Genomic DNA, 24,819 nt, shown 5'->3' with positions numbered 1-24,819 from the left:
GAAACAACGCCCCTCATCCATGTGTGACGCAGTGCCCGGCGTGTACGAACCGGCGAAGCGGTAGTCCTCACACACTGGGGTGGGCGTCCGGCTTCGCGGTGCTGACGTCTCTCCACCGGAGCATGGCCAGGGCTACCGCGGCGTAGAGAGCGGCCACCGTGACCACTACCACGACGGATCTGCCGTCCGCCGGAAGCGCGAGAGCGGCCATGCCGGCAGCGGCGACGAATGCGACGTTGAACAGCACGTCGTAGAGCGAGAAGACCCTGCCGCGGAACGCGTCGTCCACAGAGGTCTGCACCTCGGTGTCCGTCGCGATCTTCGATCCCTGGGTCACCAACCCGAGTACGAACGCCGCAGGCAGCATCGGGGCGGGCGCGAAGGGCAGTCCCAGGGCCGGCTCCAGGACGGCTGCCGCGCCTGCGCACACCGCCAGCCAGCCGTAGCGGCCGAAGCGTCCGACGGCCCAGGGGGTGATGACGGCGGCCACGAAGAATCCGGCGGCGGAGGCGCCCAGTGCCAGGCCGAGCAGGGCGAGGCCGTCGGACGCGCCGTCGGACCACGCGTAGCGGCACAGCATCAGGAGCATCACGGTGAGAGCCCCGTAGCAGAAACGGATCACGGTCATGGCGGCCAGGGCGCGCGCCGCGTCCTTCCGCTCCGCCAAATGGCGCAAGCCGGCGACGAGTCCACGCGCGGTCGTGGCCAGGGCCTCCCGTAGACGCACGTGGGGCTGGTCGCGGTCCGGGCCGAGCAGTTCACGGGCCAGTGACAGCGAGGTCAGCGCGGACAGCAGGTAGAGCACCGCGCCCAGGAGGACGACGGCCGCGTCGGACCCGTTCGTCAGGAGCCGCATGGCCAGTGCCAGGCCGCCGCCCGCAGTGGCCGCCAGAGTGCCTGCCGTCGGGGAGAGCGAGTTGGCCACCACGAGCCGGTCGTTGTCGACGACATGGGGGAGGGCGGCGGAAAGCCCTGCCAGGACGAAACGGTTGACCGCGGTGACGAAGAGAGCTGAGACGTAGAACATCCACTCGGGCACGGACTGCAGGAGCAGAAGGGCGGTGCAGCAGGCCAGGGCGGCCCGCAGGAGGTTTCCGTAGAGGAAGACCTGGCGTCGTGGCCAGCGATCCAGCAGGACTCCCGCGAACGGGCCGACCAGTGAGTACGGGAGGAGCAGCACGGCCATGGCGGAGGCGATGGCACCTGGGGTCGTCTGGTTCTCCGGGGAGAAGATGACGTACGTGGCGAGCGCGACCTGATAGACGCCGTCGGCTGCCTGGGAGAGGAGCCGCACGGCGAGGAGGCGACGGAAGTTCCGGAGGCGCAGGAGTACGCCAAGATCACGCACGACAGGCATGTGGGCAAGGGTCACACACGAGGGGGGTCCCCGGGCGGATTGCCCGGGGACCCCCCTCGTGCGGAGGCGGGAGCGCTGCCGCCCCTCACCCCGGTGAGACTGAAGCCGTGACGGCCCCGATCAGCGCTCGACGTCGCCGTTGATGAACTTCTCGACGTTCTCGCGGGCCTCGTCGTCGAAGTACTGGACCGGCGGGGACTTCATGAAGTACGAGGAGGCCGAGAGGATCGGGCCACCGATGCCGCGGTCCTTGGCGATCTTCGCCGCGCGCACGGCGTCGATGATGACACCCGCGGAGTTCGGGGAGTCCCACACCTCGAGCTTGTACTCGAGGTTCAGCGGGACGTCGCCGAAGGCGCGGCCCTCGAGGCGCACGTAGGCCCACTTGCGGTCGTCGAGCCAGGCCACGTAGTCGGAGGGGCCGATGTGGACGTTGTCCGCACCGAGCTCACGGTCACGGATCTGCGAGGTGACGGCCTGGGTCTTGGAGATCTTCTTGGACTCCAGGCGCTCCCGCTCGAGCATGTTCTTGAAGTCCATGTTGCCGCCGACGTTCAGCTGCATCGTGCGGTCCAGGATGACGCCCCGGTCCTCGAAGAGCTTCGCCATCACGCGGTGCGTGATGGTGGCGCCGACCTGGGACTTGATGTCGTCACCGACGATCGGGACACCGGCCTCGGTGAACTTGTCCGCCCACTCCTTGGTGCCGGCGATGAACACCGGGAGGGCGTTGACGAACGCGACCTTGGCGTCGATGGCGCACTGTGCGTAGAACTTCGCAGCGACCTCGGAACCGACGGGCAGGTAGCAGACCAGGACGTCGACCTGCTTGTCCTTGAGGGTCTGGACGATGTCGACCGGGGCCTCGGCGGACTCCTCGATCGTCTCGCGGTAGTACTTGCCCAGACCGTCGTGGGTGTGGCCGCGCTGCACGGTCACGCCGGTGTTCGGCACGTCGGCGATCTTGATGGTGTTGTTCTCGCTGGCGCCGATGGCATCCGCGAGGTCGAGGCCGACCTTCTTCGCGTCGACGTCGAAGGCGGCGACGAACTCGACGTCGCGCACGTGGTAATCGCCGAACTGGACGTGCATCAGACCGGGCACCTTGCCGGCCGGATCGGCGTCCTTGTAGTACTCGACGCCCTGCACCAGTGAGGCGGCGCAGTTGCCCACGCCGACGATGGCTACGCGAACCGAACCCATGCCGATTGCTCCCTGTGTGTTCTCGGTGTTGCCCGTGACGCCTTGCGGGTCTGCGGGGTCTTTCACTTGGTGTCGTCGGACGGATCCGGCCGGGTGTCATCCCGGTGCCGGGGCAGGCCGCCCGTCTCTCCTGATGTGTCGTGCTGAGTGGAGCCCCCGGGCGAGGATCGTCGCTGATCCCGTCCCGACCGCTCGCTCTCGATGAGCTCGTTCAGCCAGCGCACTTCGCGCTCCACGGACTCCATGCCGTGCCGCTGCAGCTCAAGCGTGTAGTCATCGAGTCGTTCACGGGTGCGGGCCAGGGAGGCGCGCATCTTCTCGAGCCGCTCCTCCAGCCTGCTGCGGCGGCCTTCGAGCACGCGCATGCGCACCTCGCGCTCCGTCTGCCCGAAGAAGGCGAAGCGAGCGGCGAAGTGCTCGTCCTCCCAGGCGTCGGGGCCGGTGTGGGAGAGCAGCTCCTCGAAGTGCTCCTTACCTTCCGCCGTCAACCGGTAGACGATCTTCGCGCGGCGCCCCGCGAGTGACGACGCGGGGGCGACCCCACGGCCGGCCGCGGGCGGAAGTGCCGGATCGCTCCCCGTCTCCTCGATCAACCAGCCGTTGGCGACCAGCGTCTTGAGACAGGGGTAGAGGGTGCCGTAGCTGAAGGCGCGGAAGATGCCCAGCGAGGTGTTGAGGCGTTTACGCAGCTCGTACCCGTGCATCGGGGATTCGCGGAGCAGGCCCAGGACGGCGAATTCGAGGATGCCGGAGCGTCTGCTCACCTGCGCCTCCTCCTTCGCCGGCGTTTCCGCGCGGCCTGGGCGGCCACGCTGTTCCACGCTGATGTATCGACTCGATACATCAGCACGATAGATCGGTGCGTCATGTTGGACAAGGGGATGCAGGGTGAGCGGTGTCACATCGGAGATTCTCGGCGAGTGACTTGCGTAATTTGGGATGAAGTTCGGCCTCCGGAGGTTTTCGACCGTGCGTAGTCTGTGCGGGATGCAGACCACCGGGAACCGTGAGACGCCGTCGTGCGTCACTCATCGCGGACTGCCGGATGTACTGCGGATGAGCCTTCCGCAGGGCTTGTCCGTCATGCGGGGGGACCGGAACTCAACTGCCGCTTCCAGGCGCTCTCGCCTGCCCGAGGAGTAGTCGTTCGATGAGCGAGCACCGTCGCAAAGCGCCGCAACCGCAAGGTGGCGGACGTGCCGCGGCCAGACGAGCCGCCCAACAGCCTGCCGGACGCCGCAATGGGTCGTCACGCAGAGCAACGTCAGCAACACCCTCAGAGGCCTATGACGAGGAACCGTCGTACGGCAGCCGTGCTGAGGCACGTCGCGCCCAGCGGGGCGGCGGAGGGGGAAGGCGGCGCGGGGGCGGCGGCGACGCCGGCGGTCCGGAAGGGCGTGGCCGGGCGGGAAGCCGCCCCGGCAAGAAGCGCTTCATCGACTACCCCCGGGCCGGTAAGTACGGCGTACGCCGCTGGGTGCCGTCGTGGAAGCTGGTCTCCGGCCTGTGTCTGGGCTTCCTGGGCCTCATGATGGGCGCCGCCGGCGTGGCGTACGCGCTCGTCGCGACGCCGGAGGTGAAGAAGGACGCCCTGGCGCAGAACAACGTCTACTACTGGGCCGACAACACGCAGATGGTCGCCACCGGCGGTTCTGTCAACCGGCAGTGGATCAGCTACGAGCAGATCCCCAAGGCCATGCGGAGCGCGGTCGTCTCGGCCGAGAACAAGTCGTTCAAGGACGACTACGGCATCGACCCCATGGGCATCGCCCGCGCCTTCTGGAACATGGCCAAGGGCGGTGAGACGCAGGGCGGTTCCACGATCACCCAGCAGTACGTGAAGAACTCGATGCTCACGCAGGACCAGACGCTGAGCCGCAAGTTCAAGGAGCTCTTCATCACGCTCAAGGTCGGCAGGACCGTGAGCAAGGAGAAGGTCATGGAGGGCTACCTCAACATCTCCTACTACGGCCGCGGCGCCTCGGGTCTGCAGGCCGCCGCACGCGCGTACTACGGCAAGGACGCCACGGCGCTGGACGCGAGCGAGTGCGCCTTCCTGGCGAGCCTGCTCAAGGGTGCGAGCTACTACGACCCGGCGGGCGCCCCCGAGGTGGACCCGGTGCAGGCCACGCGGGAGAAGAACACCGAACGCGCGCAGAAGCGCTGGAAGTGGATCCTCGACGAAGAGGTCAAGGACAGCCGGCTGAGCGCGGCCGAGCGCGCCAAGTACACGACGTTCCCCATGCCCCACGAACCGAAGAAGGACGCCAAGCTGGGCGGCCAGACGGGTTACCTGGTGGACCTGGCCACGAAGTACTTCCTCGCGCACAACGACCGGGGCGTCACCGAACGGCAGCTGGCCCAGGGCGGTTACGAGATCCACACGACCTTCGACAAGAAGAAGGTCAAGGCGCTCGAAGCCGCGGTCACGAAGGTGTACAAGGCCAAGATCGACCCGGAGAAGCGGCCGGACAAGGACACGCACGTCGAGTTCGGCGGGGCGTCCGTGGACACCGAGACGGGGGCCATTCTCGCCACCTACGGTGGTCAGGACGCGACGAAGCACTACACCAACAACGCCGACGCGACCGGCGCGCAGGTCGGTTCGACCTTCAAGCCCTTCGTGCTGGCCGCCGCCATGGAGTACGGGAAGCGCGATCCGAAGCTCCCCGCGGAGCAGAGCGAGACGGACCGGACCCCTGTCTCGCCCATGGCGCAGTACAACGGCGACAACAAGCTGAAGATCAAGCTGTACAACGGGGACGTCTGGCAGAACGCTGAGGGAGAGCAGTGGCTGCAGACCAACGACGGCGGTAAGTCCTACGGTGACATCACCCTGCGGTACGCCATGCAGGAATCCGCCAACTCCCCCTACGTGCAGCTGGGCATGGACGTCGGTACGGACAAGGTGAAGGACGTCGCCGTCGCCGCGGGTCTGCGTGACGACGAGTACATGGCGGATTCGAAGGTTCCGTCGTTCTCCATCGGCACGTCGTCGCCGAGCGCCATCCGCATGGCCGGCGCGTACGCCACCTTCGCCACCAGCGGTAAGCGGAACGACCCCTTCTCGGTCACCGAGGTCAAGCAGAAGGGTGAGGTCATCTATCAGCACGAGACGGTGACCAAGACCGCCTTGAAGCGGGTCATCGCCGACAACGTCACCGACGTCCTGAAGAACGTCGTGGAGAACGGCACCGGTACACCCGCGCAGCTCCCCGGCCGTGACGTGGCGGGCAAGACCGGTACTACGGACGGTAACAAGTCGGCCTGGTTCGTCGGCTACACCCCGCAGATCTCCACGGCCGTCAGCATGTTCCGGATGGACGACGACGAGACGAAGAAGAACCGCGAGTTCCTGGAGATGTTCGGCACGGGTGGCGAGGCCAAGATCCACGGTGCGTCGTTCCCCGCACACATCTGGCACGACTACATGGCCGAGGCGGTGAAGGGGATGAAGGTCGTCAAGTTCCCCAAGCCCGAGCCGTACGGGGAGAAGCTGTTCGGCGGCGGCGCGGTCAGTCCCAGCCCGACCCCCAGCCCGACCCCGTCGCCGTCCGAGTCCAGCGAGTCACCCACCCCGCCGGCGCCCACGCCGTCGACCGTGTCCCCCACACCGACGGAGACCTGCGGCACGTTCGACTGGGACTGCCAGAACCCCAACGGTGGCACCAACACCGGGAACGGCAACGGCGGCACCACGGACGGGACCACCAACGGCGGGACCACGACCGGCGACACCACGACCGGCGGGACGGACACCGGAACGACCACCGGGACGACCGACGGCTCGACCGACGGATCGACCGGAACCACGAGCGGCAACGGCAACGGCAACGGCAACGGCGGCGGGCTCTTCGGAGGCGGCGGGTAGTACCGACCTCCGGCCTCCCCCAGGACCTGCCGGATACGCGTGACGAGGGCCGCCCGCACCCCCCAGGTGCGGGCGGCCCTCTCGTGTCCCGCAGGCGGCCCACGTGTCACTCACAGCCCGGTACGGCAGGATGTGCGGCATGCCAAGCGCAGAGGACACGAGCGTGCACCAGGAGCGCCCCGTCGTACGGCCGACGCGGCAGGACGAGATCGCCGCGGCCGGCAGCGAGCTGATCGGCGGCCCCGTGGGCCGCTGGGCACGCCTGGGAGCGGGACCGCTCACGCCGGTACGGGTCGTCGTGCTCGTGGCAATCGGGATGTTCGCACTCGGCATGGTGCAGAAGATCCCCTGCTACGACTGGGCTTGGTTCCGCGGGACCAGCTCGCAGTACACCCATGCCTGCTACTCGGACATCCCGCACCTGTACCTCGGCCGCGGCTTCGCCGAGGGCCTCGTCCCCTACGCCGACCGGCTCAGCGGCGACATGGACTACCTCGAGTACCCGGTCCTGACGGGCCTGTTCATGCAGATCGCCTCCTGGCTGACGCCGACCCCCGACTCCGATTCCATGCAGCAGCACGAACAGATGTACTGGATGGTCAACGCGGGCATGCTGATGATCTGCGCCGTGATCATCGTGGTGTGCGTCGCCCGCACCCACCGGCTCCGCCCCTGGGACGGGCTCCTGGTCGCCCTCGCACCGGCGCTCGCGCTCACCGCGACGATCAACTGGGACCTGTTCGCCGTCGCGCTGACGGCCGCGGCGATGCTGATGTGGTCCCGCGGCAGGGTGCTCGCCTTCGGCGTCCTCATCGGCCTGGCGACGGCTGCGAAACTGTACCCGGCGCTGCTCCTGGGGCCGCTGCTCGTCCTGTGCTGGCGGGCGGGCAGATGGCGGGAGTACACGTCCGCTCTGCTCGGCGCGGCGGCTGCCTGGCTGGCTGTGAACCTTCCGGTCATGCTGTACGCGCCCGAGGGCTGGAAGAAGTTCTACACCTTCAGCCAGGAACGGCAGATCGACTACGGCTCCTTCTGGCTGATCATCACCCAGCGCACCGGACGCCCCATCGGCGTGGACACCGTGAACACGGCCTCCGTGCTGCTGATGATCGTGCTGTGTGCGGGGATCGCGGGCCTGGCGCTGGGAGCCCGGCACCGGCCGCGGTTCGCCCAGCTCGCGTTCCTGGTGGTGGCCGCCTTCATCCTCACGAACAAGGTCTACTCACCGCAGTACGTGCTCTGGCTGATCCCGCTGGCCGCGCTGGCCAGGCCGCGCTGGCGGGACTTCCTCGTCTGGCAGGCCTGCGAGGTCGTGTACTTCCTGGGGATCTGGCTGTACCTCGCGTACACCACGAGCGGCGACAAGCACCAGGGACTGCCCCAGGAGGGCTACCAGGTCGTGATCGCCCTGCACCTCCTGGGCACCCTGTACCTCTGCGCCGTGATCGTCAGGGACATCCTGATGCCCGAGCGCGATCCGGTACGGCGCGACGGAGCGGACGACCCGTCGGGCGGGGTGCTCGACGGGGCCCCGGACAAGGTGTCGCTGCGGCGGATGGTGGACCGTGCCCGCCCCGGCACAGACCCTGAGGCCGGGGAGCCGGGCGGGGACCGGCACCCGGCAGGCGGAGCGGCCCTCGGCTGACCTGCGGTTACCGGTCCACGAGGCGGTCGAACTGGGTGGTCGTGTGGCGCAGATGGGCCACCAGTTCGTCGCCCACCTTCGGCTCCTGCGCGTCCGAGGGCACGAACAGGATCGACACCTGCATGTGCGGAGGCTCGGCGAACCAGCGCTGCTTGCCCGACCAGACGAACGGCGACAGATTGCGGTTGACCGTGGCGAGACCCGCGCGTGCGACCCCCTTGGCCCGCGGCATCACCCCGTGCAGGGCCTTGGGGGCCTCCAGCCCGACACCGTGGGACGTCCCCCCGGCGACGACCACCAGCCAGCCGTCCGAGGCGGCCTTCTGCTGGCGGTAGCCGAACCGGTCGCCCTTGACGACCGGCGTCACGTCGAGCACCGCGCCGCGGTACTCGGTCGCCTCGTGGTCACCGAGCCACAGACGCGTGCCGATGCGGGCGCGGAAGCGGGTCTGCGGGAACTGCTGCTGCAGCCGGGCCAGCTCCTCCGCCCGCAGATGGCTGACGAACATGGTGTGGAGCGGAAGCCGGGCCGCGCGCAGCCGGTCCATCCAGGCGATGACCTCCTCGACCGCGTCCGAACCGTCCGTGCGGTCCAGCGGGAGGTGCAGAGCGAAGCCTTCGAGGCGCACGTCCTCGATCGCGGCGTGCAGCAGGCCCAGCTCCTCCTCCTTCACCCCGTGGCGCTTCATCGAGCTCATGCACTCGATGACCACCCGCGCTCCCACCAGGGCGTGCACGCCGTCCACGGAGGAGACGGAGCGGATCACCCGGTCGGGCAGCGGCACGGGCTCCTCGCCCCTGCGGAAGGGCGTCAGCACCAGCAGGTCACCGCTGAACCAGTCCTTGATGCGGGCGGCCTCGTACGTGGTGCCGACCGCCAGCGTGTCGGAACCGAAGCGGATGGCCTCGTCGGCCAGCCGCTCGTGGCCGAAGCCGTAGCCGTTGCCCTTGCAGACGGGCACGAGACCGGGGAACTGGTCGAGCACCGACTTCTGGTGCGCCCGCCAGCGCGCGGTGTCGACGTAGAGGGAGAGCGCCATGGCCGGCCCGGAACCTTTCTGGTGGCTGCGGTGGAATCGGAAGGAATCGAAAGGAGGAAAAGGAGGAGGAGAAGGGCTGGGACGGGGACGGGGCTGCTCAGCGGCGCGACATGTACATATCGAGCGCCTTGTGCAGCAGCTTGTTGAGGGGGAAGTCCCACTCGCCGACGTACTCGACGGCCTCGCCGCCCGTGCCGACCTTGAACTGGATCAGCCCGAAGAGGTGGTCCGTCTCGTCCAGCGAGTCACTGATGCCACGCAGGTCGTAGACGGTGGCACCCATCGCGTAGGAGTCGCGCAGCATCCGCCACTGCATCGCGTTCGAGGGCCGTACCTCCCGTCCGATGTTGTCGGACGCGCCGTACGAGTACCAGACGTGCCCTCCGACGACGAGCATCGTGGCGGCGGAGAGGTTCACGCCGTTGTGCCGGGCGAAGTACAGGCGCATGCGGTTGGGGTCCTCGTTGTTGAGCACCGTCCACATGCGCTGGAAGTACGAGAGCGGACGCGGCCGGAAGTGGTCGCGCACCGCGGTGATCTCGTAGAGCCGCTGCCATTCCGCGAGGTCCTCGTAGCCGCCCTGGACGACCTCGACGCCCGCCTTGTCGGCCTTCTTGATGTTGCGCCGCCACAGCTGGTTGAAGCCCTTGAGGACGTCCTCCAGCGAACGGTTGGCCAGCGGGACCTGGAAGACGTAGCGGGGCTGTACGTCGCCGAAACCGGCTCCGCCGTCCTCGCCCTGCTGCCAGCCCATCTTCCGCAGCCGGTCCGCGACCTCGAAGGCGCGCGGCTCGATGTGGCTGGCCTCCACGTCCCGCAGGCGCTTCACGTCAGGGTCCTGGATGCCCGACTTGATCGCGGCCGAGTCCCAGCGGCGGATGACGACGGGGGGGCCCATCTTCACCGAGAAGGCACCCTGCTGCTTCAGGTGGGCGAGCATGGGCCGGAGCCAGTCGTCCAGATTGGGGGCGTACCAGTTGATGACCGGGCCCTCGGGAAGGTACGCGAGGTAGCGCTTGATCTTGGGTAGCTGCCGGTACAGCACCAGGCCGGCGCCGACGATCTCGCCACTCCGGTCGAACCAGCCCAGGCTCTCCGAGCGCCATTCGGTCTTCACGTCCGCCCACGCCGGGACCTGGCAGTGACTGGCCGAGGGCAGACTCTGGATGTACGCCAGATGCTGCTCTCGGCTGATGGTCCTCAGGGTCAGGCTCATGCGGGGCGCTCCTCGGCAGGTGTGTCCCCATCGGTCAGGGGCTCCGGCTCTCGCGCCGAAGCCTACTGTGACCGACGGGTGCCCGGTCTGGCCCGTCGGGACCGGACCGGGTGTCCACTGTCCGGGATCGCCTGCCGGAGCGCTGCGCGGGGGTGGGCGGCGGGCCGGTCGCGGCGCTGCCGCTCAGGCGATCACGCCACCGAAGAGGCCGCCGTGCGCCATGCCGAGGTAGAAGCCCACGGCGGAGGAGCCGAGGCCCATGATCAGACCGAACCGCTCCCAGGTGGTCCTGGAGATGTACTGCCCGTAGGCGCCCGTCAGGATGCCGATCAGTCCTGCCCACGAGCTGACCAGGTGCAGGCTGTGGAACATCGCCGTCACGAAGGCGAGGATTCCCAGCACCCCGGTCACCACCATCAGGGTCTCCTGCAGCGGATGCGGTCTGCCGTCCGTCGCGAAGAGGGAACCCGTGGGCCGGCGCCTGCCGGAGTCCCGGGCGGGAGCGTGCCGCCTGCCGGGGGAACGAACTGTCTGTGCCATGAAGCACCTCCAGGCCGAGAGGGCGGTGCAATGTAGTGCCTCTCACACCGCGTCTGTCTCGATTCTGCTCCCTGAACACCGGATTTCAACCGGAAGGCGGTCTGCGGGTAGTCTGTACGGTCTGCACCGGTGTCTGCCCTGAGTCGGCACGACGACCCCCCTCGGTTTCCCGGAAGGGCGTTGTCAGTGGCGGCTGTTTTACTCGGAGACACTGATGCTCACGCATCACGACCCTCCTGCCACGGAACGACCGTGGCCGCTGAGTCCAAAGGAGGTGGGTTACACATGCGTCACTACGAGGTGATGGTCATCCTCGACCCCGATCTCGAGGAGCGCGCAGTCTCCCCGTTGATCGAGAACTTCCTCTCCGTCGTCCGTGAGGGCAACGGAAAGGTCGAGAAGGTCGACACCTGGGGCCGTCGTCGTCTCTCTTACGAGATCAAGAAGAAGCCTGAGGGCATCTACTCGGTCATCGACCTGCAGGCCGAGCCTGCGGTTGTCAAGGAGCTCGACCGACAGATGAACCTGAACGAGTCGGTCCTCCGGACCAAGGTCCTCCGTCCCGAGATCCACTGAGCGTCTAGCTCAGCGGTCATCGGGTTCGAGTAGCAAGCAGCCAGAAGCAATCCCCGCCGAGAGGTTCACCCATGGCAGGCGAGACCGTCATCACGGTCGTCGGCAATCTCGTCGACGACCCCGAGCTGCGCTTCACCCCGTCCGGTGCGGCGGTCGCGAAGTTCCGTGTCGCGTCCACTCCCCGCATCTTCGACCGGCAGACCAATGAGTGGAAGGACGGCGAAGGCCTGTTCCTCACCTGCTCGGTCTGGCGTCAGGCGGCGGAGAACGTCGCGGAGTCGCTTCAGCGAGGCATGCGCGTCGTCGTGCAGGGCCGGCTGAAGCAGCGGTCCTACGAGGACCGTGAGGGCGTCAAGCGCACGGTCTACGAGCTGGACGTCGAGGAAGTCGGCCCCAGCCTGAAGAACGCCACGGCCAAGGTCACCAAGACGACAGGTCGAGGTGGCCAGGGCGGCGGCCAGGGTGGTTACGGCGGTGGCCAGCAGGGCGGCGGCAACTGGGGCGGCGGTCCCGGTGGCGGTGGCCAGCAGGGCGGCGGCGGTGCTCCCGCCGACGACCCGTGGGCGACCGGTTCGTCGGCCGGCGGTCAGCAGGGCGGGGGTCAGCAGGGCGGCGGAGGCGGCTGGGGCGGAAGCTCCGGCGGTTCCGGCGGTTCCGGCGGCGGCTACTCGGACGAGCCTCCCTTCTAAGGGCTGCTCGTACCCCACTTCTTGATCACACAGGAGAAACACCATGGCGAAGCCGCCTGTGCGCAAGCCTAAGAAGAAGGTCTGCGCGTTCTGCAAGGACAAGACCCAGTACGTGGACTACAAGGACACGAACATGCTGCGGAAGTTCATTTCCGACCGTGGCAAGATCCGTGCCCGCCGCGTCACCGGCAACTGCACGCAGCACCAGCGTGACGTCGCCACGGCAGTCAAGAACAGCCGTGAGATGGCGCTGCTGCCCTACACGTCCACCGCGCGATAAGGGAAGGGTGACCGAATCATGAAGATCATCCTCACCCACGAGGTCACTGGCCTCGGTGCCGCCGGCGACGTCGTGGACGTCAAGGACGGGTACGCCCGTAACTACCTGGTTCCGCGTGGCTTCGCCATCCGCTGGACCAAGGGTGGCGAGAAGGACGTGGCGCAGATCCGCCGCGCCCGCAAGATCCACGAGATCGCGACGATCGAGCAGGCCAACGAGATCAAGGCCAAGCTCGAGGCCGTGAAGGTGCGTCTGGCTGTTCGCTCCGGCGACGCCGGCCGTCTCTTCGGCTCCGTCACCCCGGCCGACATCGCCTCGGCGATCAAGTCCGCCGGCGGTCCGGACGTCGACAAGCGTCGCGTCGAGCTCGGCTCGCCGATCAAGACGCTGGGTGGGCACCAGGTGTCCGTCCGTCTGCACCCCGAGGTTGCCGCGAAGCTCGGTATCGAGGTCGTTGCTGCCTAAGGGCACAGCTCAGCAGAGCTAGGTGAAGGGCCGCACCTTTGGGTGCGGTCCTTCGTCGTGCGCCAGGGTGTCCCGGCGGGCGTCATGCCGTGAGTGCCGTGGGTTCCCCGGTATCACTGTGGTGTCGGATCGTCCGGGGAGCCGGGGAGCCGGGGAGCCGGGGAGCCGGGGAGCCGGGAAGCCGGGGGTCCGAGCGCCGGGAGGCTGTTTCACGTGAAACGGCCCGTCGGGGACCACAGCCGGGCAGGGGCCCCGCTCACCGAGCCCGTCCCTCGGCTCCCAGTCGGTGACCGCTGTTCAGCGCGTGGCGCCGGTGATGATCCACCGGCCCGAGCGCGTCCGTAGCCAGAGCGTTCCCAGCCGGACCGTCATCATCAGCGCCATGGCCCACCACAGTGCGGTGAGGCCGCCCCCGAAGCTGGGGATCAGGAGCGCCACCGGGGCGAACACCGCCAGGGTCAGGAGCATGGCCCCGGCGAGATAACGGCCGTCACCAGCCCCCATGAGTACGCCGTCCAGGACGAAGACCACTCCGGCGACGGGCTGGGAGAGAGCCACGACAAGCAGTGCCGGGAGAAGCGTGTCCCGGACGTTGCTGTCGTCCGTGAAGATCGGCACGAACAGGGGCCTGGCCAGGACGATCAACACCCCGAGGACCACGCCGGAGGCGATGCCCCACTGGACCATGCGTCGACAGGCTTCCCGGGCACCCTTGGCATCGTTCGCGCCGAGGTAGCGGCCGATGATGGCTTGCCCTGCGATGGCGATGGCGTCGAGCGCGAAGGCCGTAAGGCTCCAGAGGGACAGGACGATCTGGTGCGCGGCGATCTCGGTGTCGCCCAGCCGTGCGGCGACGGCGGTGGCGATCATCAGGACCGCGCGCAGGGAGAGCGTACGGACCAGGAGCGGAACACCCGCCTGTGCGCTGGCGCGGATCCCTGCGCTGTCGGGGCGCAGGGAGGCCCCGTGCCGCCGGGCCCCGCGCACCACGACAACCAGATAGACGAGTGCCATGCCCGCCTGGGCGATGACGGTGCCCCAGGCCGATCCGGCGATGCCCAGGCCGGCCCCGTACACGAGCCCCACATTGAGAACCGCGTTGGCCGTGAAGCCGCCGATGGCCACGTACAGAGGTGTTTTGGTGTCCTGCAAGCCGCGCAGCACGCCGGTCGCCGCGAGTACGACGAGCATCGCGGGGATGCCGAGACTGGAGATCCGCAGGTAGGTGGTGGCGTACGGCGCGGCCGTGTCGGATGCCCCGAATGCCTGGACCAGCCAGGGGGCCGAGGGGAGTGTGACGGCGACAACCGCAGCGCCGAGCAGCAGTGCGAGCCAGATGCCGTCCATGCCTTGGCGTATCGCGGCGGGAAGGTCCCCCGCGCCGACCCGGCGGGCAACCGCCGAGGTGGTGGCGTAGGCGAGAAAGACGAAGATGCTCACCGCGGTGGTCAGCAGGGCGGCCGCGACTCCCAGGCCGGCCAACTGTGAGGTGCCGAGATGGCCGACGATGGCGCTGTCGACCATGACGAAGAGGGGCTCGGCCACGAGCGCGCCGAAGGCTGGTACAGCGAGGGCGATGATCTCGCGGTCATGCCGACGGCGGGACGGTGGTGGGGTCGCGGGGGCCTGGGTCATGCGTGCCAATCTAATCTTCCACAGGTAAGAGATGCAATGCGGTAGGAGTCCTTACTTTTGGCACGGTCCGCACCGGCGCCGCCGACCGCTTCAGGTGATCTTGAGAGAAGCGGAAAAGTTTTTCTCCCCCACAGCCGGTGGATGGAGAAGTCGCAGGTCAGCGTGGTTCCTGGCGTGGGGATATGAGTTTGTCCACAGTGCTGTCCCCCGATCCGTGCACAGGATCCGGCGAGTTCTCCACAGCATCTGGTTGGTCATCCACATGCCCTGTGGATAACCGGATTGGCTGACGGTGCGGACCGGCCTACCGTGGTGCGGCGCCCGCACTCCGTTCCGGCCTGGAAGTCCGCAGAACTTGACGCGCCGGAATCGGAGTCGGGCGTCTTGTTTGTCGGTGCCGTGCCGTAAGAAAGAGTGGCACGGCTAGGTCCGCGAAGCGGACGGGAGGAGGTGGCCGGGTGAGCATTCCCGAGCCGTTGGACGACCCCTGGGCCGATGTCGGTCCCAGCGACCGTCTGCCTGTGTCCCGTCAGCGCCGTGGAGAGGGCGGCAGAGGGCGCGAGGAGCAGCACGAGCGAGGGCGGGAGAGCGGCTGGGACAGTGGTTCGTCCGGCTTCGAGCGGGTCCCCCCGCAGGATCTCGACGCGGAGCAGTCCGTCCTCGGCGGCATGCTGCTGTCCAAGGACGCCATCGCCGACGTCGTGGAGATCATCAAGGGGCACGACTTCTACCGTCCGGCCCACGAGACCGTCTACACGGCGATCCTCGACCTGTATGCCAAGGGCGAGCCGGCCGACCCGATCACGGTGGCGGCCGAGCTGGTCAAACGCGGTGAGATCACGAAGGTCGGTGGAGCCCCCTATCTCCACACGCTGGTCCAGTCGGTGCCGACCGCGGCCAACGCTTCGTACTACGCCGAGATCGTCCACGAGCGTGCCGTGCTTCGGCGCCTCGTCGAGGCCGGTACGAAGATCACGCAGATGGGGTATGCGGCCGACGGCGACGTGGACGAGATCGTCAACTCGGCGCAGGCCGAGATCTACGCCGTCACCGAGCAGCGCACCAGCGAGGACTACCTGCCGCTCGGCGACATCATGGAGGGTGCGCTCGACGAGATCGAGGCCATCGGTTCGCGCAGCGGCGAGATGACCGGGGTGCCGACGGGGTTCACCGATCTCGATGCCTTGACCAACGGTCTGCACCCGGGCCAGATGATCGTCATCGCGGCCCGGCCCGCCATGGGTAAGTCCACACTCGCCCTGGACTTCGCCCGTGCCTGTTCGATCAAGAGCAACCTGCCGAGCGTGATCTTCTCCCTCGAGATGGGACGCAACGAGATCGCCATGCGCCTGTTGTCCGCCGAAGCCAGGGTCGCGCTGCACCACATGCGCTCCGGCACGATGACGGACGAGGACTGGACGCGACTGGCGCGGCGCATGCCGGACGTCTCGGCGGCACCGTTGTACATCGACGACTCCCCGAACCTGTCCATGATGGAGATCCGGGCGAAGTGCCGCCGCCTCAAGCAGCGCAACGATCTCAAGCTGGTGGTCATCGACTATCTGCAGCTGATGCAGTCCGGCGGCGCCAAGCGTGCCGAGAGCCGGCAGCAGGAAGTCTCGGACATGTCCCGAAACCTCAAACTCCTCGCCAAGGAGCTGGAGCTCCCCGTCATCGCGCTGTCCCAGCTGAACCGTGGCCCCGAGCAGCGCACGGACAAGAAGCCGATGGTCTCCGACCTGCGTGAGTCCGGTTCCATCGAGCAGGACGCCGACATGGTGATCCTGCTGCACCGTGAGGACGCGTACGAGAAGGAGTCACCGCGCGCGGGTGAGGCCGACCTGATCGTGGCCAAGCACCGTAACGGCCCCACGGCGACGATCACGGTGGCTTTCCAGGGCCACTACTCCCGCTTCGTGGACATGGCCCAGACCTGACCCTGCGCGCTGCGGGTTCTCACATTCCGTGTCATTTGCTCAGTCGTCATGACGTCTGACCGGCCGAACCGGCACGGGATTGAGAACCGCTGTCCACCGCCCTCACTCGTTCTGGCGAGAGGGTCCCAGTGCGTGACACGGGGCACCGCCGGCTTACGGGCAGCTGATCACCTCGGTGACCTCCATGCCAGTGAGCAGGTAGTTTGCGGGAGGACGGAGAGAAGAGTTCGCATGGACTCCCGAATCGCCCGCACCCGACGCAAACTGGCCAGGGTGCCCTATGCCGCGATGCGAAGCCATTCCTTCGGCGAAGAGAAGCACCGCCTCGAACCCCCGTTGCCGGACACGAAGGTCGCCGAGTTCGAGGCCGACCATCACATCGAACTGCCCGAGTCCTACCGCAGCTTCCTGACCACACTGGGCGGGGGCGGAGCCTCGCCCTTCTACGGCCTACTGCCGTTGCAGTCGTGTCGGCTGTTCACGATGGACCCCCGCGGCGAGCCTGGCCGCCCTAGGGGGTTCACGTTCGCCGGCGGCCCTCCTCACCGAGGTGACCTTTTCCTGCACATCGTCGAGGCGGGGTGCACCGACCTGGTGCTTGTCGGCATCACCGGTCCTCTGGCCGGTCGCGTCGCCACCGGAAACGCCGACGGCTTCTGGGGCCCCGACGTCTCGTCGGCCACCGACTTCCTGGCCTGGTATGAACGCTGGCTCGACCACATGCTCGACGGGCGCGACAACCGTGACCTGGAACTGACCTCGCCCGCCCTGCGAGCGCCACTCGACCGTGCTCTGCGGAAGCACCGCAGCCGAGAGGATCTGCCACGCGACCGGGGATCCGGAGTCGTGCCATCCGATTGAGAGCGGGCCGGAGCCGCTGGTGGCGCGGGCGATCACATGACATCGAGGCTGAGAACCTCCAGTGCTCGTAGGGCCTCATTCTTCGTGCCGAGATCTCAAGGTCGATGTCGGACGGATGTCGGATACGACATCGGTGCGCGGAAGTTGCCGATGTTCCGGACGCCGGAGGCGGGAAGGAAGCGGGCAGCCCCATCACGCCGGAGCACCTGTGGGAGTCGGCTGGCCCGTGCGTCGGCCAGGGTCTCGTTCACCTTGTGGGGTGGGCGTGGGAGAGCGGTGCAGCTTCGGAAGCGCGGCCGGTTCACGTCCGCCACGCGGCAGTCCTCCACGCCCAGTTCGCTTCCCGGGGGACGGCATGTGGACGTTCCGCTCTCCATCCGCCCCCGCCGGGGCGATGCACTCCGCCCCAGCCGGGCCGGACAAGCCGTGAGGACGCTCTGAGCGACATCGACGGCGCTCGAACAGACGGCAACACCCTCAAGACCGGCATGCCTGTCGCCTCGTGGCCGCCCGCCTCCGCAGACCCCATGACCGGCCGATCGCCGACGGACGGCTATCGAACAGGACCGCACTCATCGACCAGGAGGGTCGGCTCTGACAGGAACACCTTCGGGCCGACGGGCCCATAGGCAACGTTGAACGTGTCGAGCCAGTACGACCAGTCCCGTATGCCGGCGGCACTACTGAACCGATAGTTCAGCTGCCAACGAACCCACTGCCCCGGGACCAGACGCACCGCCGGCGGCCGCCGCGGGCGCGGTGGCAACCCGAACAACTGCTCTACACGGGCCAGCACCCGGAGCCGATCGCCCTCGTCCCGCAGACTGAGTCCGACCTGGCGCACGTCCTTCTCGCCCTCGTGCGGCTCGAAACCGTCACGCTCGGACATCTGGATAACCTGGGCGAAGGAAGACGGCACCGGTGACACCAAGAACCCCCTCGGCGCCGAATTCCTGCGGGCAGCGGCCTCACCGCCCCTGGAGTGCTTGGTCCAGGACGTCCTGATCCACTGCACCGTGATCTCCACCGGAACCGCCTCTCGCTGTGCGGGCGCGGGAAGGCGCCTGGCCGGGACGCCGCCGTACGCTACCCCGAGCGCACCGGGTGCACGCGTTTCCGGCAGTGAAAAGTGCTGGCCAGGCGGCCATCGCGAGGGTAGTCCTTGACCATGACCTCATCCGAAGAACTGCTGCCCGCGTCGAGCCGGGCCCTGCTTCACCGCATCGCCACCGCACAGGCCGAAGGACGGACCCCCTCGCTCGTCGCCGCAGTGCAGCGAGGCGGCCGGATCGTCTGGAGCGGCTCGCGTACATGCGTGGACGGCCATGCGCCCGACGGCGACACCCAGTTCAGAATCGGCTCGATCACCAAGACGTTGACCGCAGTGCTGGTACTGCGCCTGCGCGACGAAGGGCTGCTCGATCTGGACGACCCGCTGGAGAAACACCTCCCCGACGCGGGAGCCGGCGAGGTGACCATCCACCAGCTTCTGGCCCACAGCGCGGGTCTGGCGGCGGAGACCCCCGCGCCGTGGTGGGAAAGGACACCCGGGACGACCCGGCCGACACTCGCCGACGTTCTCGGTGAGCAGCCGCGGATGCATCCCCCCGGCCGACGGCACCACTACTCGAACCCCGGTTACACGCTGCTCGGAGCCCTCGTCGAGAGAGTGCGCGGTGATTCCTGGGCCGAGGTGCTGCGTCGCGAGATTCTTGAGCCCCTGGGAATGGACCGTACGACTCCGCAGGCCCAGGACCCGCACGCGGGCGGCTGGGCCGTGCACCCGTGGGCCGACGTCATGCTTTCCGAGCCGGCCGAGGACCTCGGGCTGATGGCCCCCGCCGGGCAGCTCTGGTCCACGACCACGGACCTTCTTCGCTTTGCTTCGTTCCTCGAACGAGGAGACGACCGCGTGCTGAGTGCCTCGTCGGTGCAAGAGATGCGCGCTCCGGCAGCACCGTCCGAAGCGGGTGACCGGGACGGCGCGTACGGTCTCGGCCTCCAGGTCCTCCGAGTGGCCGGGCGTACGCTCCTGGGCCACTCGGGGTCACTGCCGGGGTTCCTGGCGGCGCTGTGGTTCAGCGTCGAGGACGACGTCGCCGCTGTCGTGCTCACCAATGCCACTTCCGGCCCGCTCGTCAGTACGATCGCCGCGGATCTCGTGGGAATCGTTGCCGACGCGGAACCCAGGATCCCCGAACCCTGGAGACCGTTGCCCGAGGTCGACGACGAACTGCTCGCGCTGACGGGTCCCTGGTACTGGGGCACCCAGGTGCACACCCTGAAGCTCCTTGCGGGCCGAGGGCTCGAACTGCGGCCGTTGCGCGGTGCCGGTCGGGGCGCTCGTTTCGAGGCACGCCCGGACGGGACCTGGGTCGGCCTTGACGGGTACTACGCAGGCGAGACGCTGCAGGTGAGGCGGGCCGAGGACGGCACGGTGGACCACCTCGACCTGGGATCGTTCGTCTTCACGCGGGAGCCCTACGACGCGTCGGCCGCCATCCCCGGTGGTGTCGACGGGGCCGGCTGGCAGGGGCTCGCTCCCTGAGTCCGATCGGGCGGCAGCTCCGCTGTTTCACGTGAAACACCTACCGCGCCACGCACAGCCCCGCCCGACATCAGCCGCCCTGCTCAGGACGTCAGTTCGCGTTCCAGAGGAGTACGGAAGCGGGGGGTGACCCGGGCCTCACCCACCCATGAAGCGAGCCGCGACGCCTCCGCCTCGATGAGGTGCGAGGCGTCCCGCCCCACGTCGGACAGGAGCCGCCACACGATTTCGCCGTCTGCGCGTTGCGCCCATCCGCCCACGACGGATCCGTTCCACCACACCGTGGGGCCGATGTTTCCGGCGCGGTCGAAGAGCGCGGCCCGGTGGTGGGAAGGCAGGTGGAAGCCGCGGTCGGCCCAGCCCATGGCGCTCGGATCGAGGCTGGGGAGCAAAGCGATCCAGGGCTCCAGGGGCGGTTCGGGGGCCACGTCGCCGGGGGCGACCCAGCCGGTGGCCCCGTTGTCGAGGAGGACTTCCTGCCCACCTGCGGCAGCCAGCGCCTTTCGCGTCTCCCGCAGGCCCCACCCGGTCCACCACTTCAGGTCGGCCTCTGTGGCGGGGCCGTAGGAGCGGAGCCACCGCCGTGTCAGCTCTGCCTGCGCCTCGGCCGTCTTCGTGGGCGCCCACGCCTCCGCTGCCGTCCAGCGGAACTGGCTGGACGTCCAGGAACCGAGTGGCCGGTCGCGTCGGATGCGGCCGTCGGCGGCCAGCAGGCGGATGACCCTGGAGGCGACACCCTGCACCGTCTCCTGCTTGGTGCCGGGGAAGACCGTGATCTTGGTGCGGAGTGCGGGGACCGCTGCCGACAGCTCGCTTCCCGTCGCCCGACCCCGGGCGGTCAGCTCGGTGACGGCGGCCTCTTCGACCTCGCTGAGCCAGTGTTCATCGAGGCCGTTGCCGTCTTCCCGCAGGCGCTTGAGGAGGGTGCGGCGCTCCTTCACCGCCACCGCCCGCGCGTTCGCCGCGTCGACGAACGGTGCCAGTTCACCGGAGACGGTGAACAACGTGTTGCGCATCGCGAGGAGCCGAACGAGCGAGACGTCCTCGTACAGGGCGCGCTCCACCGCCTCCACCTGGGGCCGCGACAGCCTGGCGCATGCGGAGAGGTGGACCGTGGCGGCATCCGTGGCGTGCAGGGCCACGAGTGCGTCCGCCACCGTCACTGCGGAGGTGGTGCGCACCGAGGGGGCCAGCAGGTGACGTCTGCCGAGCCTGGTACGGCGCTGTTCGTCATCGATGCGGTGCACGCTGTCCTCTCGTTCTCCGGATGCGGCCGACGCGCCGCTGGGACTCAGAGGGTGAGTTTGAAGCCTACGTGGCTGGCGGTGAATCCGAGCCGCTCGTAGAAGCGGTGGGCATCGGTCCGGGAGGCGTCGGACGTCAGCTGGACCAGCTGGCACCCCTGGCGCCGGGATTCGTCCACCGCCCACTGGATCAGCTGGGTACCGAGGCCGCCTCCGCGTTCGTCGGCGTGAATGCGGATGGCTTCGACGATGGAGCGGGTCGCTCCGCGGCGGGAGAGCCCTGGTACGACGGTGAGCTGGAGGGTACCCACGACGCGCTCCTCGCGCGCGGCGACGACCAGATGCTGGTTGGGATCATCCGCGAGCCTGCGGAAGGCCGCGTGGTACGGCGTGAGGTCGTCCGGCGACTCGCGCTGAGCCCCGAGAGGATCGTCGGCGAGCATGGCCACGATGGCCGGGAGGTCGACGAGTGCGGCGGGACGTATCTCGAGATCGCTCATGATCAGCAGACTACGCAACCCGCACGGTCACGCGGGCGCGTTGAGCGCCTCGACCGTACGCACGAGCGGGGCCAGTTCGGGATTCCTCGCCGCTTCGTCCAGGGCGTCGCGCAGGGCCGTGTCGTTGGTCGGTCGGGCGGCATCGAGCAGGGCGAGACCGGCTGGGGTGACATCGGTGTAGATGCCCCGCCGGTCCGTGTCGCACAGATATCGGGTGAGCAGACCGCGGTCCTCGAGCCGGGTGACCAGCCGGGTGGTGGCGCTCTGGCTGAGTACCACCGCGTCGGCCACCTGCTTCATCTGGAGGTGGCCGCCCGTCCCGCTGTGCTGCCGGCTCAACACGTCGAGCAGCGAGTACTCGCGCACGCTGAGGCCGTGGTGCGACTGCAGAGCCCGCTCGATGCGCGCCTCGATCTTTCCGTGGAGCAGGGAGAGGGCGCACCAGCTCTGGGAGAGGGCGGTCAGCGCGGGATCGGTCGCGGTCATGGGTCTCTCCTCCGTACGCACGGGACCTCCTTGCACCCCCAGGATAGGGCACGAACGCAATAGCCCGCGCTTGCAATTAGTGAGCGTCTGCAATTATTGTCTACGCTCGTAAAGCGCATACGCAACTTTCAAGGAAGGTGTTACTCATGCCGCTCGCGCTTCTCGCCCTCGCCATCGGGGCATTCGGTATCGGAACCACCGAGTTCGTGATCATGGGGTTGCTTCCTGACGTCGCGGCGGACTTCCAGGTGTCGATCCCGACCGCAGGGCTCCTGGTCACGGGCTATGCCCTCGGGGTGGTCCTCGGTGCGCCGCTGATGACCTTGCTGGGCACCCGGTTCACCCACAAGCGCATGCTGATGCTCCTCATGGGCCTCTTCATCGTGGGAAACGTGGTGTCCGCCCTCGCCCCCGTCTTCGGCGTGATGGTCGCCGGACGGGTGATCGCCTCGCTCGCCCACGGCGCCTTCTTCGGCATCGGATCGGTCGTGGCGGCGGATCTGGTGGCTCCGGAGAAGAAGGCCGGTGCGATCGCCATGATGTTCACGGGACTCACCGTGGCCAACGTCGTCGGCGTCCCGCTCGGCACGTTCGTCGGTCAGAGCGCCGGCTGGAGGGTCACCTTTCTTGTGGTCGCGGGGCTGGGGGTCCTGGGTCTGGGCGGGGTGGCGAAGCTCGTCCCTGAGCAGCCGAAGCCCCAGGGTGTACGGATCCGCCCTGAGCTGGCAGCGTTCCGCAACGTCCAGGTGCTGCTCGCCATGGCAATGACGGTGCTGGGCTTCGGTGGGGTCTTCGCGGCCATCACCTACATCACTCCGATGATGACCGAGACCGCCGGCTTCGCGTCGTCCTCCGTCACCTGGCTGCTGGTCCTCTTCGGGCTCGGCATGGTCGGGGGCAATCTGATCGGGGGCAGGTTCGCCGACCGCCGTCTGATGCCGATGCTGTACGTGTCACTCGGATCCCTCGCCGTCGTCCTGGCCCTGTTCACTCTTACGGCTCACGACAAGTTCGCCGCTGCGGTGACGATCTTCCTTGTCGGTGGTCTGGGCTTCGCGACGGTTCCCCCGTTGCAGAAGCGCGTCCTGGACCAGGCCGCGGGTGCTCCTACCCTTGCGTCGGCCGTGAACATCGGTGCCTTCAACCTCGGAAACGCGCTCTCGGCCTGGCTCGGAGGCGTGGTCATCGCAGCCGGCTACGGCTACACCGCCCCCAACTGGGTGGGTGCCGCTCTGGCCGCAGCGGCCCTCCTTCTCGCGCTCGTCTCCGGCACCCTGGAGCGCCGCACGGAAACGCGCAGCCGGGTGGTCGCCGGGCGCAGCCCCGAGCCGGTTCCGGCCACTTCCGGACAGAGCTGAATCAGTGCCGGTCCGGCACCTCCACCGTGGGGCCGTCGGCCGGGACACCGCCGCGAGCGGTCCACCGGCCCACGGCTCGACGGTGTCTGTCATCGGTGGCGCGCAGTGAGCGTGCACCCGTCCGCCCGGCGGCCCCGCCGACCTCCGTAGGCGTCGGCCGTGTCAACGGGTTTCACGTGAAACACGTCGTTTCACGTGAAACACAGCGATCGGCAGCACGACGCCGGTCGTCCGGTGGAGGTCTCCGCGTGTGCCGGCGGTACGCGCACCCTTCGAGTGGAGAGGGGGCCCAGGGCGAGCGGATCAGCCGGTATCAGCCGAGGTCAGAAGCTTGCAGTGCCCGTACGCCCTCGATGTTTCCGTCGAGGTAGTGGCGCAGGGACAGCGGCACCAGATGGACGGCCGCGATTCCGACCCGGCTGAAGGGCACGCGTACGATCTCGTATTCGCCGCACGGCTGGTCGACCTCGGGACCATGGCGGCGTGACGGGTCCATCGACTCGAGGCGGCACACGAAGAAGTGCTGGACCTTCACTCCTGTGATGCCACCGCCCTCGATGTGTTCGACGGTATCCACGAAGCACGGTACGACGTCGACGATCTTGGCACCGAGCTCCTCGTCGACCTCGCGGTGCAGAGCGTCGATGACGGTGGCGTCCTCCGGCTCGACCCCGCCACCTGGCGTGACCCAGTAGGGATCGACCCCGGGCTTGGTGCGCTTGATGAGGATCAGGTCGTCACCGTCGAGCAGGACGGCACGGGCGGTGCGCTTGACCACAGGGCGTTCGGTCATGGCAAGAGAGTGGCCCAGGAAACCCGGCTTGAAACGCATCCGGGCCGACGGCCACCAGGCGACGGCGGCACGCGCCGGTCACTCGCGCGCCCGCGCACGGTGCGGGAAGGGTGTGCCGGCCCTCCCACGACAAGAAAAGGTACGCCCGTAGCAGGGGCACCCTCGAGAGCCGAGCCGGTCCATGAGCGCATCACGCTCCGACGCGTGTGGCAGAGGTGCGGGGAAGGGTGGCGAGGCCGACGTGCACCACCGCGCACTCCAGGGGCCGTGTGGGGGACGAGCGGGCGTCCGGGTGTCGCTCTGTGCGCGGACCTGCGAGGTGACGGCCGACCGGGAGGGCCGAGCCGTGGCGGCTGCCCTCGGGAAGGGGCGTACGCCGTGGCGAACGTCCGCAGCAGCGCCAGGCCCGTGGGTGCACCTGCCACCTTCGCGTCGCCCGCGCACCCCCCCACCACGGAGATGCCGGCAAATGGCAGTCGTTCATGCAAGGGGACGGTGACGGATCGGCAACTACCTTTGCCGATAGGTCGTGTACACCGAGAACCGGTGAGGTCCGCATCGCGGGGGGAAGCGGAC

The 24,819-nt window shown here is 68.3% G+C and carries 22 protein-coding genes; 10 read left to right on the top strand and 12 right to left on the bottom strand.

Annotated features, from left to right (window positions below; all coding sequences use genetic code 11):
* Window positions 1-67 precede the first annotated feature (67 nt).
* The 3 genes from BA175_RS14085 to BA175_RS14075 form a co-directional block, all read right to left on the bottom strand.
* Window positions 68-1,357, bottom strand: coding sequence for an MFS transporter (locus BA175_RS14085; protein WP_069171607.1), 1,290 nt, complete (start codon window positions 1,355-1,357; stop codon window positions 68-70).
* A gap of 120 nt (window positions 1,358-1,477) precedes the next feature.
* On the bottom strand, window positions 1,478-2,560 hold the full coding sequence (locus BA175_RS14080; protein WP_069171606.1) for an inositol-3-phosphate synthase: 1,083 nt from the start codon (window positions 2,558-2,560) through the stop codon (window positions 1,478-1,480).
* A gap of 62 nt (window positions 2,561-2,622) precedes the next feature.
* Window positions 2,623-3,324 (bottom strand): PadR family transcriptional regulator, encoded by a 702-nt coding sequence (locus tag BA175_RS14075; protein WP_069171605.1) that lies wholly within the window; start codon window positions 3,322-3,324, stop codon window positions 2,623-2,625.
* 386 nt (window positions 3,325-3,710) lie between these two features.
* Between BA175_RS14075 and BA175_RS14070 the strand changes: the two genes are divergently transcribed.
* Together BA175_RS14070 and BA175_RS14065 are read left to right on the top strand one after the other, a co-directional pair.
* Window positions 3,711-6,431, top strand: a complete 2,721-nt coding sequence (locus BA175_RS14070; protein WP_079159536.1) for a transglycosylase domain-containing protein — start codon at window positions 3,711-3,713, stop codon at window positions 6,429-6,431.
* A 139-nt stretch (window positions 6,432-6,570) separates the two neighbouring features.
* Window positions 6,571-8,076: a glycosyltransferase family 87 protein gene (locus BA175_RS14065; protein WP_175420825.1), complete on the top strand. Its 1,506-nt coding sequence runs from the start codon at window positions 6,571-6,573 to the stop codon at window positions 8,074-8,076.
* A gap of 7 nt (window positions 8,077-8,083) precedes the next feature.
* On the opposite strand, the gene BA175_RS14060 is transcribed toward BA175_RS14065, so the two are convergent.
* The 3 genes from BA175_RS14060 to BA175_RS14050 all read right to left on the bottom strand — a co-directional run bounded on the left by BA175_RS14060 (window position 8,084) and on the right by BA175_RS14050 (window position 10,871).
* Window positions 8,084-9,115: an alanine racemase gene (locus tag BA175_RS14060; protein WP_069171603.1), complete on the bottom strand. Its 1,032-nt coding sequence runs from the start codon at window positions 9,113-9,115 to the stop codon at window positions 8,084-8,086.
* Window positions 9,116-9,212: 97 nt separating this feature from the next.
* Complete coding sequence (locus tag BA175_RS14055) at window positions 9,213-10,331, bottom strand: lipid II:glycine glycyltransferase FemX (RefSeq protein WP_069171602.1); 1,119 nt, start codon at window positions 10,329-10,331, stop codon at window positions 9,213-9,215.
* A gap of 183 nt (window positions 10,332-10,514) precedes the next feature.
* Window positions 10,515-10,871, bottom strand: a complete 357-nt coding sequence (locus tag BA175_RS14050) for a hypothetical protein (protein WP_069171601.1) — start codon at window positions 10,869-10,871, stop codon at window positions 10,515-10,517.
* 285 nt (window positions 10,872-11,156) lie between these two features.
* On the opposite strand from BA175_RS14050, the gene rpsF reads away from it, so the two are divergent.
* The 4 genes from rpsF to rplI all read left to right on the top strand — a co-directional run bounded on the left by rpsF (window position 11,157) and on the right by rplI (window position 12,881).
* Complete coding sequence (rpsF, locus tag BA175_RS14045; RefSeq protein WP_031090355.1) at window positions 11,157-11,447, top strand: 30S ribosomal protein S6; 291 nt, start codon at window positions 11,157-11,159, stop codon at window positions 11,445-11,447.
* A gap of 71 nt (window positions 11,448-11,518) precedes the next feature.
* Window positions 11,519-12,136, top strand: coding sequence for a single-stranded DNA-binding protein (locus BA175_RS14040; RefSeq protein WP_069171600.1), 618 nt, complete (start codon window positions 11,519-11,521; stop codon window positions 12,134-12,136).
* 43 nt (window positions 12,137-12,179) lie between these two features.
* On the top strand, window positions 12,180-12,416 hold the full coding sequence (rpsR, locus tag BA175_RS14035; RefSeq protein WP_003967857.1) for a 30S ribosomal protein S18: 237 nt from the start codon (window positions 12,180-12,182) through the stop codon (window positions 12,414-12,416).
* 18 nt (window positions 12,417-12,434) lie between these two features.
* On the top strand, window positions 12,435-12,881 hold the full coding sequence (gene rplI / locus BA175_RS14030) for a 50S ribosomal protein L9 (RefSeq protein WP_014155197.1): 447 nt from the start codon (window positions 12,435-12,437) through the stop codon (window positions 12,879-12,881).
* Between the two features lie 297 nt (window positions 12,882-13,178).
* Here rplI and BA175_RS14025 read toward each other — a convergent pair whose 3' ends face one another.
* Window positions 13,179-14,516 (bottom strand): MATE family efflux transporter, encoded by a 1,338-nt coding sequence (locus tag BA175_RS14025; RefSeq protein ID WP_069171599.1) that lies wholly within the window; start codon window positions 14,514-14,516, stop codon window positions 13,179-13,181.
* A 458-nt stretch (window positions 14,517-14,974) separates the two neighbouring features.
* Between BA175_RS14025 and dnaB the strand changes: the two genes are divergently transcribed.
* The gene (gene dnaB, locus BA175_RS14020) at window positions 14,975-16,453 is read left to right on the top strand and encodes a replicative DNA helicase (RefSeq protein ID WP_069171598.1); all 1,479 of its coding nucleotides are present in this window, start codon (window positions 14,975-14,977) and stop codon (window positions 16,451-16,453) included.
* Window positions 16,454-16,684: 231 nt separating this feature from the next.
* Window positions 16,685-17,314, top strand: coding sequence for an SMI1/KNR4 family protein (locus tag BA175_RS14015; RefSeq protein ID WP_069171597.1), 630 nt, complete (start codon window positions 16,685-16,687; stop codon window positions 17,312-17,314).
* 553 nt (window positions 17,315-17,867) lie between these two features.
* On the opposite strand, the gene BA175_RS14010 is transcribed toward BA175_RS14015, so the two are convergent.
* Window positions 17,868-18,341: a hypothetical protein gene (locus BA175_RS14010; protein ID WP_069171596.1), complete on the bottom strand. Its 474-nt coding sequence runs from the start codon at window positions 18,339-18,341 to the stop codon at window positions 17,868-17,870.
* 141 nt (window positions 18,342-18,482) lie between these two features.
* Here BA175_RS14010 and BA175_RS14005 point away from each other — a divergent pair, with 141 nt between their 5' ends.
* Window positions 18,483-19,862: a serine hydrolase domain-containing protein gene (locus BA175_RS14005; protein WP_069171595.1), complete on the top strand. Its 1,380-nt coding sequence runs from the start codon at window positions 18,483-18,485 to the stop codon at window positions 19,860-19,862.
* Between the two features lie 83 nt (window positions 19,863-19,945).
* Here the strand turns inward: BA175_RS14005 and BA175_RS14000 are convergent, their stop codons facing one another.
* The 3 genes from BA175_RS14000 to BA175_RS13990 are packed head-to-tail and all read right to left on the bottom strand — an operon-like array spanning window position 19,946 to window position 22,092.
* Window positions 19,946-21,109 (bottom strand): winged helix DNA-binding domain-containing protein, encoded by a 1,164-nt coding sequence (locus BA175_RS14000; protein ID WP_069171594.1) that lies wholly within the window; start codon window positions 21,107-21,109, stop codon window positions 19,946-19,948.
* A gap of 44 nt (window positions 21,110-21,153) precedes the next feature.
* Window positions 21,154-21,606 (bottom strand): GNAT family N-acetyltransferase, encoded by a 453-nt coding sequence (locus BA175_RS13995; protein ID WP_069171593.1) that lies wholly within the window; start codon window positions 21,604-21,606, stop codon window positions 21,154-21,156.
* Window positions 21,607-21,633: 27 nt separating this feature from the next.
* Window positions 21,634-22,092 carry a MarR family winged helix-turn-helix transcriptional regulator gene (locus BA175_RS13990; protein WP_069171592.1) on the bottom strand — a complete coding sequence of 153 codons (459 nt, stop codon included), beginning with the start codon at window positions 22,090-22,092 and terminating at the stop codon, window positions 21,634-21,636.
* A gap of 146 nt (window positions 22,093-22,238) precedes the next feature.
* On the opposite strand from BA175_RS13990, the gene BA175_RS13985 reads away from it, so the two are divergent.
* On the top strand, window positions 22,239-23,450 hold the full coding sequence (locus BA175_RS13985) for an MFS transporter (protein WP_069171591.1): 1,212 nt from the start codon (window positions 22,239-22,241) through the stop codon (window positions 23,448-23,450).
* Between the two features lie 313 nt (window positions 23,451-23,763).
* On the opposite strand, the gene BA175_RS13980 is transcribed toward BA175_RS13985, so the two are convergent.
* The gene (locus BA175_RS13980) at window positions 23,764-24,243 is read right to left on the bottom strand and encodes an NUDIX hydrolase (RefSeq protein WP_069172112.1); all 480 of its coding nucleotides are present in this window, start codon (window positions 24,241-24,243) and stop codon (window positions 23,764-23,766) included.
* Window positions 24,244-24,819: the final 576 nt, after the last annotated feature.

The organism is Streptomyces griseus (assembly GCF_001715295.1).
Taxonomy (GTDB): Bacteria; Actinomycetota; Actinomycetes; order Streptomycetales; family Streptomycetaceae; genus Streptomyces; species Streptomyces griseus_G.
The sequence above is the reverse complement of the archived record's forward strand: the minus strand, read 5'-3'. Positions and strand labels throughout refer to the sequence as shown.

Coding starts and splice junctions, on each gene's coding strand:
- rpsR (WP_003967857.1), top strand. CDS start 12,180: ATGGCGAAGCCGCCTGTGCGCAAGCCTAAGAAGAAGGTCTGCGCGTTC.
- BA175_RS13995 (WP_069171593.1), bottom strand. CDS start 21,606: ATGAGCGATCTCGAGATACGTCCCGCCGCACTCGTCGACCTCCCGGCC.
- BA175_RS14005 (WP_069171595.1), top strand. CDS start 18,483: ATGACCTCATCCGAAGAACTGCTGCCCGCGTCGAGCCGGGCCCTGCTT.
- BA175_RS14025 (WP_069171599.1), bottom strand. CDS start 14,516: ATGACCCAGGCCCCCGCGACCCCACCACCGTCCCGCCGTCGGCATGAC.
- rplI (WP_014155197.1), top strand. CDS start 12,435: ATGAAGATCATCCTCACCCACGAGGTCACTGGCCTCGGTGCCGCCGGC.
- BA175_RS14055 (WP_069171602.1), bottom strand. CDS start 10,331: ATGAGCCTGACCCTGAGGACCATCAGCCGAGAGCAGCATCTGGCGTAC.
- BA175_RS14040 (WP_069171600.1), top strand. CDS start 11,519: ATGGCAGGCGAGACCGTCATCACGGTCGTCGGCAATCTCGTCGACGAC.
- BA175_RS14085 (WP_069171607.1), bottom strand. CDS start 1,357: ATGCCTGTCGTGCGTGATCTTGGCGTACTCCTGCGCCTCCGGAACTTC.
- BA175_RS14080 (WP_069171606.1), bottom strand. CDS start 2,560: ATGGGTTCGGTTCGCGTAGCCATCGTCGGCGTGGGCAACTGCGCCGCC.
- BA175_RS14050 (WP_069171601.1), bottom strand. CDS start 10,871: ATGGCACAGACAGTTCGTTCCCCCGGCAGGCGGCACGCTCCCGCCCGG.
- BA175_RS13980 (WP_069172112.1), bottom strand. CDS start 24,243: ATGACCGAACGCCCTGTGGTCAAGCGCACCGCCCGTGCCGTCCTGCTC.
- rpsF (WP_031090355.1), top strand. CDS start 11,157: ATGCGTCACTACGAGGTGATGGTCATCCTCGACCCCGATCTCGAGGAG.
- BA175_RS14060 (WP_069171603.1), bottom strand. CDS start 9,115: ATGGCGCTCTCCCTCTACGTCGACACCGCGCGCTGGCGGGCGCACCAG.
- BA175_RS13985 (WP_069171591.1), top strand. CDS start 22,239: ATGCCGCTCGCGCTTCTCGCCCTCGCCATCGGGGCATTCGGTATCGGA.
- BA175_RS14065 (WP_175420825.1), top strand. CDS start 6,571: ATGCCAAGCGCAGAGGACACGAGCGTGCACCAGGAGCGCCCCGTCGTA.
- BA175_RS13990 (WP_069171592.1), bottom strand. CDS start 22,092: ATGACCGCGACCGATCCCGCGCTGACCGCCCTCTCCCAGAGCTGGTGC.
- BA175_RS14015 (WP_069171597.1), top strand. CDS start 16,685: ATGGACTCCCGAATCGCCCGCACCCGACGCAAACTGGCCAGGGTGCCC.
- BA175_RS14070 (WP_079159536.1), top strand. CDS start 3,711: ATGAGCGAGCACCGTCGCAAAGCGCCGCAACCGCAAGGTGGCGGACGT.